The sequence below is a fragment of the Streptomyces sp. NPDC030991 genome, from assembly GCF_055571235.1.
This window is the reverse complement of sequence record NZ_JBVIFR010000006.1, coordinates 12,685-26,106: the sequence shown is the minus strand read 5'-3', so window position 1 is coordinate 26,106 and position 13,422 is coordinate 12,685. Positions and strand designations below refer to the sequence as shown.

The 13,422-nt window shown below is 71.7% G+C and carries 15 protein-coding genes; 10 read left to right on the top strand and 5 right to left on the bottom strand.

The window, feature by feature from the left end; translation table 11 throughout:
* Positions 1 to 6: 6 nt before the first annotated feature.
* Together ACZ45E_RS13335 and ACZ45E_RS13330 are read left to right on the top strand one after the other, a co-directional pair.
* Positions 7 to 1,443: an aldehyde dehydrogenase family protein gene (locus tag ACZ45E_RS13335; RefSeq protein ID WP_468220125.1), complete on the top strand. Its 1,437-nt coding sequence runs from the start codon at positions 7 to 9 to the stop codon at positions 1,441 to 1,443.
* Entirely contained in the window at positions 1,436 to 2,341 is a 906-nt protein-coding gene (locus tag ACZ45E_RS13330; RefSeq protein ID WP_468220123.1) for an aldehyde dehydrogenase family protein, read from the top strand. The genes ACZ45E_RS13335 and ACZ45E_RS13330 overlap by 8 nt, the downstream gene beginning before the upstream one ends.
* Positions 2,342 to 2,420: 79 nt before the next feature.
* On the opposite strand, the gene ACZ45E_RS13325 is transcribed toward ACZ45E_RS13330, so the two are convergent.
* The gene (locus ACZ45E_RS13325) at positions 2,421 to 3,179 is read right to left on the bottom strand and encodes a TetR/AcrR family transcriptional regulator (protein WP_468220120.1); all 759 of its coding nucleotides are present in this window, start codon (positions 3,177 to 3,179) and stop codon (positions 2,421 to 2,423) included.
* 113 nt (positions 3,180 to 3,292) lie between these two features.
* On the opposite strand from ACZ45E_RS13325, the gene ACZ45E_RS13320 reads away from it, so the two are divergent.
* Both ACZ45E_RS13320 and ACZ45E_RS13315 read left to right on the top strand, forming a co-directional pair.
* Positions 3,293 to 3,886 (top strand): NADPH-dependent FMN reductase, encoded by a 594-nt coding sequence (locus ACZ45E_RS13320; protein ID WP_468220118.1) that lies wholly within the window; start codon positions 3,293 to 3,295, stop codon positions 3,884 to 3,886.
* Between the two features lie 38 nt (positions 3,887 to 3,924).
* Positions 3,925 to 5,394, top strand: coding sequence for an MDR family MFS transporter (locus ACZ45E_RS13315; RefSeq protein ID WP_468220116.1), 1,470 nt, complete (start codon positions 3,925 to 3,927; stop codon positions 5,392 to 5,394).
* 7 nt (positions 5,395 to 5,401) lie between these two features.
* Here the strand turns inward: ACZ45E_RS13315 and ACZ45E_RS13310 are convergent, their stop codons facing one another.
* Entirely contained in the window at positions 5,402 to 5,803 is a 402-nt protein-coding gene (locus tag ACZ45E_RS13310) for a hypothetical protein (RefSeq protein WP_468220113.1), read from the bottom strand.
* A 145-nt stretch (positions 5,804 to 5,948) separates the two neighbouring features.
* Here ACZ45E_RS13310 and ACZ45E_RS13305 point away from each other — a divergent pair, with 145 nt between their 5' ends.
* Positions 5,949 to 6,584 carry an ATP-binding protein gene (locus tag ACZ45E_RS13305; RefSeq protein ID WP_468220111.1) on the top strand — a complete coding sequence of 212 codons (636 nt, stop codon included), beginning with the start codon at positions 5,949 to 5,951 and terminating at the stop codon, positions 6,582 to 6,584.
* Between the two features lie 165 nt (positions 6,585 to 6,749).
* Here ACZ45E_RS13305 and ACZ45E_RS13300 read toward each other — a convergent pair whose 3' ends face one another.
* Positions 6,750 to 7,508: a SigE family RNA polymerase sigma factor gene (locus ACZ45E_RS13300; RefSeq protein ID WP_468220108.1), complete on the bottom strand. Its 759-nt coding sequence runs from the start codon at positions 7,506 to 7,508 to the stop codon at positions 6,750 to 6,752.
* Positions 7,509 to 7,723: 215 nt separating this feature from the next.
* Between ACZ45E_RS13300 and afsQ1 the strand changes: the two genes are divergently transcribed.
* The 5 genes from afsQ1 to ACZ45E_RS13275 all read left to right on the top strand — a co-directional run bounded on the left by afsQ1 (position 7,724) and on the right by ACZ45E_RS13275 (position 11,549).
* On the top strand, positions 7,724 to 8,401 hold the full coding sequence (gene afsQ1, locus ACZ45E_RS13295) for a two-component system response regulator AfsQ1 (protein WP_161300939.1): 678 nt from the start codon (positions 7,724 to 7,726) through the stop codon (positions 8,399 to 8,401).
* A complete protein-coding gene (locus ACZ45E_RS13290) occupies positions 8,398 to 10,032 on the top strand; it encodes an ATP-binding protein (protein WP_468220106.1) in 1,635 nt (544 codons plus the stop codon). The genes afsQ1 and ACZ45E_RS13290 overlap by 4 nt, the downstream gene beginning before the upstream one ends.
* Positions 10,029 to 10,631 carry a hypothetical protein gene (locus ACZ45E_RS13285; protein WP_468220105.1) on the top strand — a complete coding sequence of 201 codons (603 nt, stop codon included), beginning with the start codon at positions 10,029 to 10,031 and terminating at the stop codon, positions 10,629 to 10,631. The genes ACZ45E_RS13290 and ACZ45E_RS13285 overlap by 4 nt, the downstream gene beginning before the upstream one ends.
* 83 nt (positions 10,632 to 10,714) lie before the next feature.
* Complete coding sequence (locus ACZ45E_RS13280; RefSeq protein ID WP_468220103.1) at positions 10,715 to 11,257, top strand: VanZ family protein; 543 nt, start codon at positions 10,715 to 10,717, stop codon at positions 11,255 to 11,257.
* A 91-nt stretch (positions 11,258 to 11,348) separates the two neighbouring features.
* Positions 11,349 to 11,549, top strand: a complete 201-nt coding sequence (locus ACZ45E_RS13275) for a PspC domain-containing protein (RefSeq protein WP_468220100.1) — start codon at positions 11,349 to 11,351, stop codon at positions 11,547 to 11,549.
* Positions 11,550 to 11,622: 73 nt separating this feature from the next.
* On the opposite strand, the gene ACZ45E_RS13270 is transcribed toward ACZ45E_RS13275, so the two are convergent.
* Both ACZ45E_RS13270 and ACZ45E_RS13265 read right to left on the bottom strand, forming a co-directional pair.
* On the bottom strand, positions 11,623 to 11,982 hold the full coding sequence (locus ACZ45E_RS13270; RefSeq protein WP_468220098.1) for an ATP-binding protein: 360 nt from the start codon (positions 11,980 to 11,982) through the stop codon (positions 11,623 to 11,625).
* 210 nt (positions 11,983 to 12,192) lie between these two features.
* Positions 12,193 to 13,326 carry an adenosine deaminase gene (locus ACZ45E_RS13265; RefSeq protein WP_468220096.1) on the bottom strand — a complete coding sequence of 378 codons (1,134 nt, stop codon included), beginning with the start codon at positions 13,324 to 13,326 and terminating at the stop codon, positions 12,193 to 12,195.
* Positions 13,327 to 13,422 lie beyond the last annotated feature (96 nt).

Below are 13,422 nucleotides of genomic sequence, written 5' to 3'. Positions count from 1 at the left end.
TCACCCATGGCATCTGTATTCGAGTACGCACCCGCGCCCGAGTCCCGCTCGGTCGTCGACATCGCCCCCTCCTACGGTCTTTTCATCGACGGCGAGTTCACCGAGGCCGCCGACGGCAAGGTCTTCAAGACCGTCTCCCCCTCCACCGAAGAGGTCCTCTCCGAGGTCGCCCAGGCCGGCGAGGCCGACGTGGAGCGGGCCGTGCGGGCCGCGCGGAAGGCGTTCGGCACGTGGTCGGCGCTGCCCGGCGCCGAGCGCGGCAAGTACCTCTTCCGCATCGCCCGCATCATCCAGGAGCGCTCCCGCGAGCTGGCCGTCCTGGAGACGCTGGACAACGGCAAGCCCATCAAGGAGACGAGGGACGCCGACCTCCCCCTGGTCGCCGCGCACTTCTTCTACTACGCGGGCTGGGCGGACAAGCTCGACCACGCGGGCTACGGCCAAGCCCCGAAGGCGCTCGGCGTCGCGGGCCAGGTCATCCCGTGGAACTTCCCGCTGCTGATGCTCGCCTGGAAGATCGCCCCGGCGCTCGCCACCGGCAACACGGTCGTCCTCAAGCCCGCAGAGACGACCCCGCTGTCCGCCCTGTTCTTCGCGGACATCTGCCGCCAGGCCGGCCTGCCCAGGGGCGTCGTCAACATCCTTCCCGGGTACGGCGACGCGGGCGCGGCGCTGGTCGCGCACCCCGACGTGAACAAGGTGGCCTTCACCGGCTCCACGGCCGTCGGCAAGCAGATCGCCCGCACCGTCGCCGGTACGGACAAGAAGGTCACGCTCGAACTCGGCGGCAAGGGCGCCAACATCGTCTTCGACGACGCCCCGATCGACCAGGCCGTCGAGGGCATCGTCACCGGCATCTTCTTCAACCAGGGCCAGGTCTGCTGCGCGGGTTCGCGCCTGCTGGTGCAGGAGTCGATCCAGGACGAGCTGCTCGACCGCCTGAAGCGGCGCCTGTCGACGCTGCGGCTCGGCGACCCGCTCGACAAGAACACCGACATCGGCGCGATCAACTCCGCCGAGCAGCTGGCCCGGATCACCACGCTCGCCGAGACCGGCGAGGCCGAGGGCGCCGAGCGCTGGTCGGCCCCGTGCGAACTGCCCTCCGCCGGTTACTGGTTCGCGCCGACGCTCTTCACCAACGTCACGCAGGCGCACACCGTCGCCCGGGACGAGATCTTCGGCCCGGTCCTGTCGGTGCTCTCCTTCCGTACGCCGGAGGAGGCCGTCGCCAAGGCCAACAACACGCAGTACGGCCTCTCGGCGGGCATCTGGACCGAGAAGGGTTCGCGGATCCTGGCCGTGGCGGGCAAGCTGCGGGCCGGGGTCGTCTGGGCCAACACGTTCAACAAGTTCGATCCGACCTCGCCGTTCGGCGGTTACAAGGAGTCGGGCTTCGGCCGCGAAGGCGGCCGTCACGGCCTGGAGGCTTACCTCGATGTCTGACAAGTCCGAGTCGACGCGACTGTCCGTCCTCAAGACCTACAAGCTGTACGTGGGCGGGAAGTTCCCGCGTTCCGAGAGCGGCCGGGTGTACGAAGTGACCGACTCCAAGAGCGGCAAGTGGCTGGCGAACGCGCCGCTCTCGTCCCGCAAGGACGGCCGCGACGCCGTGGTCGCCGCCCGCAAGGCGTTCGGCGGCTGGTCGGGCGCGACCGCGTACAACCGCGGGCAGGTCCTCTACCGCGTCGCCGAGATGCTGGAGGGCCGCCGCGAGCAGTTCGTGCGCGAGGTCGCCGAGGCCGAGGGGCTCTCCCGGTCGAAGGCGGCGGCCGTGGTCGACCAGGCCATCGACCGCTGGGTCTGGTACGCGGGCTGGACCGACAAGATCTCCCAGGTCGTCGGCGGCGCCAACCCGGTGGCCGGGCCGTTCTTCAACCTCTCGACGCCGGAGCCGACCGGTGTCGTGGTGGTCGTCGCGCCGCAGGAGTCCTCGTTCCTCGGGCTCGTCTCGGTACTCGCGCCGGTCATCGCGACCGGCAACACCGCGGTGGTCATCGCCGCCGAGCGGGCCCCGCTCCCGGCGCTCTCCCTCGGCGAGGTGCTGGCCACCTCCGACGTGCCCGGCGGCGTGGTGAACCTCCTCTCCGGCAAGGCGTCGGAGATCGCCCCGGCGCTCGCCGCGCACCAGGACGTGAACGGCATCGACCTCACCGGCGCCGACCCGGCCCTCGCCAAGGAGCTGGAGGTCGCGGCCGCGGACAATCTGAAGCGGGTGCGCCGTCCCCAGCCTGTGGAGGACTTCTCCGCGGACCCGGGCACGGAGCGTCTGACGCGGTTCCTGGAGACCAAGACCGTCTGGCACCCCACGGGTTCGCTGGGCGCGTCCGGCTCCTCGTACTAGCCCCGCGCGACCCGTACGCGGACAGAGGCCCCGGCATCACCTTTCGAGAGGTGGCGCCGGGGCCTCCCGCGTTCGGGGCTCAGATCCCGAGGCGCCGGGCGATGCCGTCGAGGACACAGTCCAGGCCGAACTCGAACTCCCAGGCGGGGTCGTCCTTGCGCGTCGCGGCCAGGCCGTACTTGGCGTAGGTGGGGTAACGGCCGGTGCCCATCAGGTAGTTCATCTGCGGGGCGAGCGCCTGCCGGGTCTCGTCACCGCTCCGCCAGCCGTGCTCCTCCTTGTACTGGCGCAGCGCGTTCTCGGCCTGCGTCGAGCCGTGCACGAACGCGTTGACCGCGCGGAACGCGGCCATCATCGAGTCGGCGTCCAGGCCGCGCCCGTCCAACGCCGTCAACTGCCGTTCCGCCAGGGCCATCCGGGCCGGGGTGAGCTGGATCAGCGGCAGCGGCGCGTGCCCGAGCCAGGGGTGCCGGAGCATCAGCTCCCGCGTCTGCAGGGCGAGCGAGCGCAGCACGGGGCGCCAGTCGGTCACGTCGTCGGGCACGGAGAGCTCGGCCGAGATCCGGTCGAACATGAGCGCCCACAGGTCCTCCTTGCCCGAGACGTGGCGGTACGCGGCCATGGGTGCGACGCCGAGTTTGGTGGCGAGGCGGCGCATGGTGACGGCGGCCCCGCCCTCCTCGTCGGCCAGTTCGACGGCCGCCGCGGCGATCGCCTCCAGCGTCAGCGAGGTGCGCCGGGTGGGCGCGGGCCGCTCCAGGCGCTCCCAGAGCGAGGGCTCGACCAGCCCGCTCCCGCTCTCGCCGTCACGCCCGTCCGCTTCCTTCCGTGCCACCACGGCCGACCCCTCTCGCTCGATGCCGCGTACAGCGTATCCCCAGTAGACGCCGTACACATTGCTGTGTACGTTGTACGCGTAACGATACGCCGTACACAAACAGGGGGTCCACCATGTCCGGCAGCACTCCGCTCCGCGTCGCCGTCCTCGTCGGCTCCACCCGTGAGGGCCGCTTCGCGCCCGTGGTCGTCAAGTGGCTCACCGGCCACCTCGGACAGCGCGAGGACCTGCGCGCCGACGTCGTCGACCTCACCGAGACGCCGCTGCCCACCGTGCTGCCCGCCTTCGGCCAGGACGCCCCGGCGGGCACCACGGAGGCGCTCGCCCTCGTCTCGCCGCGCCTCGCCGCCGCCGACGCGTTCGTCTTCGTCACGCCCGAGTACAACCACAGCTTCCCCGCGGCCCTGAAGAACGCGATCGACTGGCACAACGAGCAGTGGCACGGCAAGCCGATCGCGTTCGTGTCGTACGGCGGCCTGTCCGGCGGGCTGCGCGCGGTCGAGCAGCTCCGCGTCGTCATGGCCGAGCTGAACGCCACCACCATCCGCAACACGGTCAGCTTCCACAACGCCTACGGCGCGTTCGCGGCGGACGGCCGCGTCGACGACCCGGCGGTGGACACGGCCGCGAAGGCGATGCTCGACCAGCTCACCTGGTGGGGCCACGCCCTCCGGGATGCCAAGGCGGCCCGCCCGTACCCGGCCTGACGGCCGGTCACCCACGGACCGCGCCCGAAGGGGGAGCCATGCGTACACGTACGGAACGGACCACGCCGCCCGTGGAGTCACGGGCCGGAAGCCCGCCGTCCCGGCTGGTCATCACCGGTCTGCTGCTGGGCATCGTGCTCGCCACGCTCGACGGCACCATCGTCGGCACGGCCCTGCCGATCATCGTCGGCGACCTGGGCGGCCTGACACACCTGTCCTGGGTGGTGACGGCGTACCTGCTGGCCGCCGCCGTCTCCACGCCCCTGTGGGGCAAGCTCGGCGACCTCTACGGCCGCAAGGGCGGCTACCTCTCCTCCATCACCCTCTTCCTCCTCGGCTCCGCGCTGTGCGGACTCGCGCAGGACATGGGGCAGCTGATCGCCTTCCGCGCCTTGCAGGGGATCGGCGCGGGCGGCCTGTTCGTGGGCGCGCTCGCGCTCATCGGGACACTGCTGACCCCGGCCGAGGCGGGCCGCGCGCAGTCGCTCATCGGCGTACTGCTGCCCGCCGCCATGATCGGCGGCCCGCTGCTCGGCGGCTTCCTCACCGACCAGCTCGACTGGCGCTGGGTCTTCTACGTCAACCTCCCCGTCGGCGCCGTCGCCCTCGCGGTCATCGGGACCGGCGTCCGGGTGCGTACCGAACGGATCCGGGCCCGGATCGACGTCGCCGGCGCCGCGCTGCTCACCGCGGCGATCCTCGCCCTGACCCTGCTGGCGAGCTGGGCCGGCACGACGTACGCGTGGACGTCACCGCAGATCCTGGGGCTCGCGCTGCTCTCGGCGGCGGCCCTCGCGGCGTTCGTCCGGGCGGAGCGGCGCGCGGACGAGCCGGTGATCCCGCCGCGCCTGTTCCGGGACCGGAACTTCACGGTCGCCCAGGTGCTGAGCTTCACCTCGGGGGCCGCCATGCTCGCCGCCGCCAGTTATCTGCCGCAGTACATGCAGCTCGTCCGTGGCAGGTCCGCGACGCAGAGCGGACTGCTGCTGCTCCCGCTGATGCTCTCCATCATGGCCGCCCAGCTGCTGATCGGCCGCCGGGTGGGCGAGGGCGGCCGCTACCGGCCCTACCCCATCGCGGGCGGCGCGCTGGCGGTCGTGGGCGCGCTGGCCCTGCTGCCGCTCGACACGGGCACCGCGGCGTGGGCGGCGTCCGCGCCGACCCTGCTCCTCGGCGCCGGCCTCGGCTGCCTGATGCAGCCCGCGCTGCTGATCACCATGAACAGCGCGGAGCCACGGGACCTCGGGGCGGCGAGCGGCACCCAGACGCTGCTGCGGACGGTCGGCGGTTCGCTCGGGGTGGCGGTGCTCGGCTCGGTGTTCGCCGGGCGGGTGCGGGAGGGCGCCGCTCCGGCCGTGTTCCGGTCGAGCGTCGTCGACGGGCTGCACGGGGTGCTGCTCGGCACGGCGGCGCTGTGCGCGGTGGCGTTCGCCGCCGCGTGGGCGGTGCGCGAGGCGCCGCTGCGGACGCGCACCGGGCCCACACCTGCGCCCGCGTCCGGCGGCTGACCCCGGGTCAGCCGGGCAGTACGCCCGTCGCCGCACCCACGACCGGCAGCTCGGCCAGCGAGTCGCCGGTCGCCAGCGGGGCGGTGAGCGGCGCCGTGCTGACCGGCTTGAAGTCCGCGATCTGGGTGCCCACCACGTTGTCCAGCGGGTCGGAGCCGGTGCCGGCCAGCGGGTTGAGGGGCAGGTCCTTGACGGGGCCGAGCCCGTGCGTGGTCGCCGAGTTGAGCGCCTGCGCGAGGACCTGGACCGGGGCGCCCGCGTCGCCGCTTTCGGCCGGGGCGGCGCTCGCGGTCACGGCCCCCGCGGCGACGGCCGCACCGGCGGCGGTCACGGTCAGGCCCGCGCACAGCAGGGCGCGGCGGGCGCCGGAGGTCAGCATCGGGTTCTTGCGGGCTGCGTGGAGAGCCATGATCTTTACGCCTGGGCCTTTCGGTTCGGATGACAACACGACGTCGGGTAACAACAGAACCACAAAGCGTAGTTGACGTGGTGCGTACCACATCGCCACCACGCGGGCTCGGCGCGGGCGCGTCCATGCCGCACACTGGTCTCTCGTGAGTTCGCATCCCCCGATACCGACCCGGGTCGTCCTGCTGTCAGGGCCCTCCGGCTCCGGAAAGTCGTCGTTCGCCGCCCGCTCCGGGCTTCCCGTGCTGTGCCTCGACGATTTCTACAAGGAGTGTGACGACCCGACGCTGCCGCTGGTACCCGGCACTTCGGACATCGACTGGGACTCGACGGCCTCCTGGGACACGGAGGCGGCGCTCGCCGCGATCGTCGACCTGTGCGAGAAGGGGCGTACGAACGTTCCCGTCTACTCCATCGCCACCAGCGCACGGGTGGGCGAAGCGGCGCTCGACATCGAGCGCACGCCCCTGTTCATCGCGGAGGGCATCTTCGCGGCGGACATCGTGGAGCGCTGCCGGGAGCTCGGTGTCCTGGCCGACGCGCTCTGCCTGCGGGGCCGGCCCTCGACGACGTTCCGCCGCCGACTCCTTCGCGACCTGCGGGAGGGCCGCAAGTCGGTCCCGTTCCTGCTGCGCCGGGGCTGGCGGCTGATGCGCGAGGAGCGCTCGATCGTGGCCCGCCACGTGGCACTCGGCGCGCACGCCTGCGCCAAGGAAGAGGCCCTGGGCCGCCTGGCGGCGGCAGCTGCGGGCCGTTGCGTGAAGGCGCGGGCCACCTCGTAGGGCGCGGGGCCCGCACACACGAACGGGACCAGGAAGCCCCCCCGGCCTCCTGGTCCCGCTCTTTCCCCCGTGGCGATCCCCCGTGATCCCCCCGGATACCGCTCCCCCCATGACAGCCCCGCTCCCCCGAGCAGGACTGCCGTCTTCCTCCCCCGTGGAGGTGCCTCAGGCGACGAGCTCCCCGAAGCACTCCTCCTGGTCCCGGCCGAAGCTCAGGACCTCGTCATCCCGCAGCCGCCGCAGCGACCGCCAGATGCTCGACTTCACCGTGCCGACGCTGATGTCGAGGATCTCCGCGATCTCGGGGTCGGTACGGCCCTCGTAGTAGCGGAGCACGAGCATCGTGCGCTGCAGTTCGGGAAGGCGGGCCAGCGCCTGCCACAGCACCGCGCGCAGCTCCGTGCCGCGCATCGCGTCCGTGTCGCCCACCGTCTCCGGCAGCTCCTCGGTCGGGTACTCGTTCAGCTTGCGGCGGCGCCACGCGCTGATGTGCAGGTTGGTCATGGTGCGGCGGAGGTAGCCCCCGACCGCGGCCTTGTCGCTGATCCGGTCCCAGGCCCGGTACGTCGAGAACAGCGCGCTCTGCAGCAGGTCCTCGGCCTCGAACCGGTCACCGGTCAGGTGGTAGGCGGTGGCGTACAGGGAGGCGCGGCGCTCCTGGACGTAGGCCGTGAACTCGGCCTCCGACAGGGACACCCGCTGCTCCCCCGATCCCTCCCTGTACGCGGCTCCCCCGTGAGCGACCCCCTCGGTCACCGCCTCGTGTGCGTCAACCACCGTCATGTACACGGTGTGCTGACGCCCGGTGCCGCGAGCGCACCCCCGCCCGCTCACGGCACCGGACTTCTCGTGACGCTCGGTACGGCCCAGGTCGTGCAGACGCGTGATCACTGCGTTTGATGTGGTGCTGTGCAGCGTGTTCATCTCGCGCCCCCCGTCGTGGAGTCCGGTACTTCCGTCATTCGTTCCCTGCGTCATCGCGGTCGTTCTCCGCGATGACCAAAAGCTTGCCGGGGCGACTTCATGACGGTGTCCGTCGACTGTCACAGCCCTGTCACAGCGGCTCCGGCTGTGCGGGTCAGGTGTGGGACCGCTCGCGCGGTCGAACTAAAGCCCTCCGATGGGCCAGAATGGCGCTCGTGCCTTCCCTGTTGCTGATCGAGGACGACGACGCCATCCGCACGGCCCTGGAGCTGTCTCTTACCCGCCAGGGTCATCGGGTGGCCACCGCTGCCACCGGCGAGGACGGTCTGAAGCTGTTGCGCGAGCAGCGGCCGGATCTGATCGTCCTCGATGTGATGCTGCCCGGCATCGACGGGTTCGAGGTGTGCCGGCGCATCCGGCGCACGGACCAGTTGCCGATCATCCTGCTCACCGCGCGCAGCGACGACATCGACGTGGTCGTGGGCCTGGAGTCGGGCGCCGACGACTACGTGGTCAAACCCGTCCAGGGCCGGGTCCTGGACGCCCGTATCCGCGCGGTGCTGCGCCGCGGTGAGCGCGAGGCCAACGACGCGGCGTCGTTCGGTTCCCTGGTCATCGACCGTGCCGCGATGACCGTCACCAAGAACGGCGAGGACCTCCAGCTGACCCCGACCGAGCTGCGGCTGCTCCTGGAGCTGAGCCGGCGGCCCGGACAGGCGCTCTCCCGGCAGCAGTTGCTGCGCCTGGTGTGGGAGCACGACTACCTGGGCGACTCGCGGCTCGTGGACGCCTGCGTGCAGCGGCTGCGCGCGAAGGTCGAGGACGTGCCGTCGTCGCCGACGCTGATCCGTACCGTGCGCGGCGTGGGCTACCGGCTGGACTCCCCTCAGTGACCGAGCCGCACGACAAGCACCGCGGCTGGGCCGCGGCGAAGAGGGCGATACCGGCCGGCCTGCGCTTCACCAGCCTGCGGCTGCGGCTCGTCGTGGTCTTCGCGCTGGTCGCCCTGACGGCCGCGGTGTCCGCGTCCGGGATCGCGTACTGGCTCAACCGCGAGGCCGTGCTGACGCGGACCCAGGACTCGGCGCTCAGCGACTTCCAGCAGGAGATGCAGAACCGGGCCGCCGTGCTGCCCGCGCACCCCACGCAGGGCGAGTTGCAGCACGCGGCGGACCTGATGGCCGACAGCAGCCAGCACTTCAGCGTGCTGCTCATCGGCACGGACGAGAACGGCCGCCGGGTGGTGGGCAATTCGGACCTCGACGCCTTCACCGTCGCCGACGTGCCGCGTTCGCTGCGCAACGCGGTCGACAAGAAGCAGCGGATCACCGAGAACAACAAGCACGCGCACCACCTGTACTGGCAGCGGACCACACGGGACGACACCCCGTACCTGGTAGGCGGCGCGCAGGTGGACGGCGGGCCGACCGGTTACATGCTCAAGTCGCTCGAACCGGAGGCCAAGGATCTCAGCTCCCTGGCCTGGTCGCTCGGGATCGCCACCGCGCTCGCACTGATCGGCTCCGCGCTGCTCGCCCAGGCCGCCGCGACGACCGTGCTGAAGCCGGTGCACCGTCTCGGGGTGGCCGCGCGCCGGCTCGGCGAGGGCAAGCTCGACACCCGGCTGCGCGTCTCGGGCACCGATGAACTGGCCGAGCTGTCCAGGACGTTCAACAAGACCGCCGAGAACCTGGAGAAGAAGGTCGCCGACATGACCTCGCGCGACGACGCCTCGCGCCGGTTCGTCGCCGACATGTCGCACGAGCTCCGTACGCCGCTGACCGCGATCACCGCCGTCACCGAGGTGCTGGAGGAGGAGCTGGACGCGGAGACCGGGTCCGTCGACCCGATGATCGAGCCCGCCGTCCGGCTCGTCGTCAGCGAGACCCGGCGCCTCAACGACCTCGTGGAGAACCTCATGGAGGTGACCCGCTTCGACGCGGGCACCGCCCGGCTCGTCGTCGACACCGTCGACATCGCCGACCAGATCACCGCCTGCATCGACGCCCGCGCCTGGCTGGACGCCGTCGAGCTGGACGCCGAGCGCGGCAACCTGGTCCGCCTCGACCCGCGCCGCCTCGACGTGATCCTCGCCAACCTCATCGGCAACGCCCTCAAGCACGGTGGCTCCCCGGTGTGCGTCTCGGTGACGACGGAGCCGCACGAGGGCGGTGAGCTCGTCATCGCCGTACGCGACCACGGGCCCGGCATCCCCGAGGACGTCCTGCCGCACGTCTTCGACCGGTTCTACAAGGCGAGCGCCTCGCGGCCGCGGTCGGAGGGCAGCGGTCTCGGGCTGTCCATCGCCCTGGAGAACGCGCATGTCCACGGCGGCGAGATCACCGCCGCCAACTCGCCCGAGGGCGGCGCCGTATTCACGCTGCGGCTGCCGGTGGACGCCGCGCCGCTGCCCGAGCCCGCGGACAGTGACCCCGACTACCCAGAAGATGCCGCCGATGCCGCCGACGGCACTGCCGGCGCTGTCGCCGCCAAGGGCTCCCAGGAAGGCGGTGCCGTCAGTTGAGACGTCATGGACGGCTGTGGGGGCTGCTCGGGCTCACGGCGGTGCTGCTGTCCGGGTGCGGGATCCGTTCCACGGAGGTGCCCACCGACTTCGGTGCGGCGCCCACGCGTGTGGGCTGTTCCCTCCCGGGCGGGAACGGTGTGGAGGCCCGCGAGGCCGGTGAGTTCGGCGTGCAGGTGTTCCTCGTCTGTACGTCACAGCTGGTGACGGTCGACAGGACCGTCACCGTGCCGCGCGACCGGACCTCCGACCGGGTCGGCGTCGCCGGGGAACTCCTCGCGCAGCTGGCCAAGCCGCTGACGGCCGAGGAGAAGCGGGCCGGCTACACCACGGACGTCGGCACCGGCACGAAGGTCTCGGGCCCGCGCGACGGCGACCCCGCGGACGCGCTGCGCCTGAACACCCCGCCGGACGATCTGTCGCCGTACGCCCTGGCCCAGATCGTCTGCACGTTCGCGAACAGCAAGGTGACGACGGACGGCGAGGACCACGTGGCCCTCGGCGGCCCCGGCGACGACCCGCTGCGCGCCTACGAGTGCTCGGACGCGGTGCAGGCCCGCCCGGGCATCGCCCCGGCCCCGGCGCAGACGGTGGGCTAGGACAGGAGACTTACGGGGGGCGTGACCCACCTCATCCCGGGCCCCCCGGAACCGATCGTCCCGCCCCGGGCGTCTACGGGGTCGTGCAGCGCCACAGCTCGGACGGCCACGGGCCCGTCATCCGCTTCCGTACGGCAGGACTCGTCCTCCTGGCCGTGCATCTTCTCCTCGTTGCATGGGTGACGCTGCGGCCCCTCGACGTGCCCTGGGTCAGCGCCGCGAACCTGCACCCGCTGGCCGGCATCCGTGCCGACGTGGCGCTCGGCTGGCGGGAAGGCGGCAGGCGCATCGCCGAGGGCCTCGCGCTGCTCGCCCCGCTCGGTGTGCTGATGCCTCTCGCGGGTGGCCGTCTCGCCGTGTCGCGCTGGGGCTCGCTGGTGCGCACGGTCGCGGCGGGCGCGCTGATCTCGCTCGGCATCGAGCTGCTGCAGACCGGGGTGCCGGGGCAGGTCGTGGATGTCGACTCGCTGCTGCTGAACACCCTGGGCGTCGCCCTCGCGCACCTCGCCGTGGTGCCCGTGCTGCGGGCCAGGCTCCGCCGCAGGACCGATCCCGCGCCCCTCCTCCAGCAGGAGCCGGTCCAGGGTCCGACCCCGACGATTCCCAGGGTCGGCGTCGCCCCGTGAGCTGATGCCTTCCCCGGTTCGCGCCCGTACCTTCGAATACGTAAGCACCTCGGACGAGCGTGACAGACGAAGGTTCGCGAAGGAGCCCACCATGACCGCCCTGGCCCGCCCCACCAACGGACGGATGATCGGCGGAGTGTGCGCAGCGCTGGCACGGCGCTTCGGCACCTCCGCGACCACAATGCGCGTGATCTTCCTGCTGTCGTGCCTGCTGCCCGGTCCGCAGTTCCTGCTCTACATCGCGCTGTGGGCCCTGCTGCCGAGTGAGAACAAGGCGCGCCAGGCCTGGTGACCGGCGCGCCGTCGGGGCAGGAAAAAGGGGCGCACCCGCGGATCGCGGGTGCGCCCCTTCGTCGTGCCCCGGGTCAGCCGAGGACCGGCAGGCCGCCGTCGGCCAGCGGCAGGCCCTTGGTCGGCAGCGGGTCGACCGGCAGACCGCCCATCAGACCGCCGACCGGGTCGCCGCTCTCGGTGAGCTTCTCGACGACCGGCTGGGCGGCGGTCAGGCCGTTGCCCAGGGCGTTCTGCGCGCCGCTCAGCGCCTGGGGACCACCGGCAGGCAGCGTGCTGAGCGTCTGCTCGAGGGGGAGGCCCGAGGTCACGGAGGAGAGGGCCCCTGCGGCGTCGGGAACGGCCGGAGCGGCGCTCGCGGCACCGGCGCCGGCGGCGGCGAAGGCGACGCCGAGGGCGGCGACACCGAGGGTCTTGGCAGCAGACTGCTTCATGGGGTCTTTTGTTCCTTGTCCCTGGGAAATGCGGTTCCGTTCCCGGCAAACACGCGAGATCACCGCGGAGTTACTACCGCCCCCGGCTCCACCCTCCGGGGCCTGCCCCGGCGCGGAGCAAGGAACCGCAGGTCAGACGGGGAAGGCGGGCCCGGTGAAGGCGGGACGGTGACCCTCCGCCCGCCGTCAACCCCATGTTGACCGGACTCTCTAACGGAAGAGCCACTCCGCGCGCAGCTCGGCGTAGCGCGGCTTGACGACGTCGTTGATCATCGCCAGGCGTTCGTCGAACGGGATGAAGGCCGACTTGAGCGCGTTCACCGTGAACCATTCGAAGTCCGTCAGCGTGTAGCCGAACGCGTCGGCCAGGTGCTCGAACTCGCGGCTCATCGAGGTGCCGGACATGAGGCGGTTGTCCGTGTTGACCGTGACGCGGAAACGCAGCCGGCGCAGCAGACCGATCGGGTGCTCGCCGTACGAACTGGCCGCGCCCGTCTGCAGGTTGGACGTCGGGCACATCTCCAGGGGGACGCGCTTGTCGCGTACGTAGCTCGCGAGACGGCCGAGCTTGACCGTGCCGTCGCCTGCGACCTGGATGTCGTCGATGATGCGCACGCCGTGGCCGAGCCGGTCGGCACCGCACCACTGGAGGGCCTGCCAGATGGAGGGCAGGCCGAACGCCTCGCCGGCGTGGATCGTGAAGTGGTTGTTCTCGCGCTTGAGGTACTCGAACGCGTCGAGGTGGCGGGTGGGAGGGAAGCCCGCCTCGGCGCCCGCGATGTCGAAGCCGACCACGCCCAGGTCGCGGTAGCGGTTGGCGAGTTCGGCGATCTCCAGGGAGCGGGCCGCGTGCCGCATCGCGGTGAGCAGGGCGCCGACGCGGATGCGGTGGCCGTTCTCCCGCGCGCGGCGCTCGCCCTCGCGGAAGCCCTCGTTGACCGCCTCGACGACCTCTTCGAGGGTGAGGCCCTGCTCCAGGTGCTGCTCGGGCGCGTAGCGGATCTCGGCGTAGACGACGCCGTCCTCGGCGAGGTCCTCGGCGCATTCGGCGGCGACCCGGACGAGGGCTTCGCGCGTCTGCATGACGGCGCAGGTGTGGGCGAACGTCTCCAGGTACCGCTCCAGGGAGCCGGAGTCGGCCGCCTCGCGGAACCAGATGCCGAGCTTGTCGGGGTCGGTCTCCGGCAGGTCCGCGTACCCCTGCTCACGGGCCAGGTCGACGATCGTGCCGGGGCGCAGGCCGCCGTCGAGGTGGTCGTGCAGGAGCACCTTGGGGGCGCGGCGGATCTGCTCCGAGGTCGGGACCCGGGGGCTGTTGAGGTGCGCGGTGGGCTGGCTCGTCATTTCGGCACTCTAACTCCTACGCGCGTAGATAGCGCCGGTCCGTGAAGAGAAAGTGATCCGTCGATACGTAACAGTGACCCTGCGGACGGGTGGCGT

Coding starts and splice junctions, on each gene's coding strand:
- ACZ45E_RS13335 (WP_468220125.1), top strand. CDS start 7: ATGGCATCTGTATTCGAGTACGCACCCGCGCCCGAGTCCCGCTCGGTC.
- ACZ45E_RS13330 (WP_468220123.1), top strand. CDS start 1,436: ATGTCTGACAAGTCCGAGTCGACGCGACTGTCCGTCCTCAAGACCTAC.
- ACZ45E_RS13320 (WP_468220118.1), top strand. CDS start 3,293: ATGTCCGGCAGCACTCCGCTCCGCGTCGCCGTCCTCGTCGGCTCCACC.
- ACZ45E_RS13315 (WP_468220116.1), top strand. CDS start 3,925: ATGCGTACACGTACGGAACGGACCACGCCGCCCGTGGAGTCACGGGCC.
- ACZ45E_RS13310 (WP_468220113.1), bottom strand. CDS start 5,803: ATGGCTCTCCACGCAGCCCGCAAGAACCCGATGCTGACCTCCGGCGCC.
- ACZ45E_RS13300 (WP_468220108.1), bottom strand. CDS start 7,508: ATGAACACGCTGCACAGCACCACATCAAACGCAGTGATCACGCGTCTG.
- ACZ45E_RS13275 (WP_468220100.1), top strand. CDS start 11,349: ATGACCGCCCTGGCCCGCCCCACCAACGGACGGATGATCGGCGGAGTG.
- ACZ45E_RS13270 (WP_468220098.1), bottom strand. CDS start 11,982: ATGAAGCAGTCTGCTGCCAAGACCCTCGGTGTCGCCGCCCTCGGCGTC.
- ACZ45E_RS13265 (WP_468220096.1), bottom strand. CDS start 13,326: ATGACGAGCCAGCCCACCGCGCACCTCAACAGCCCCCGGGTCCCGACC.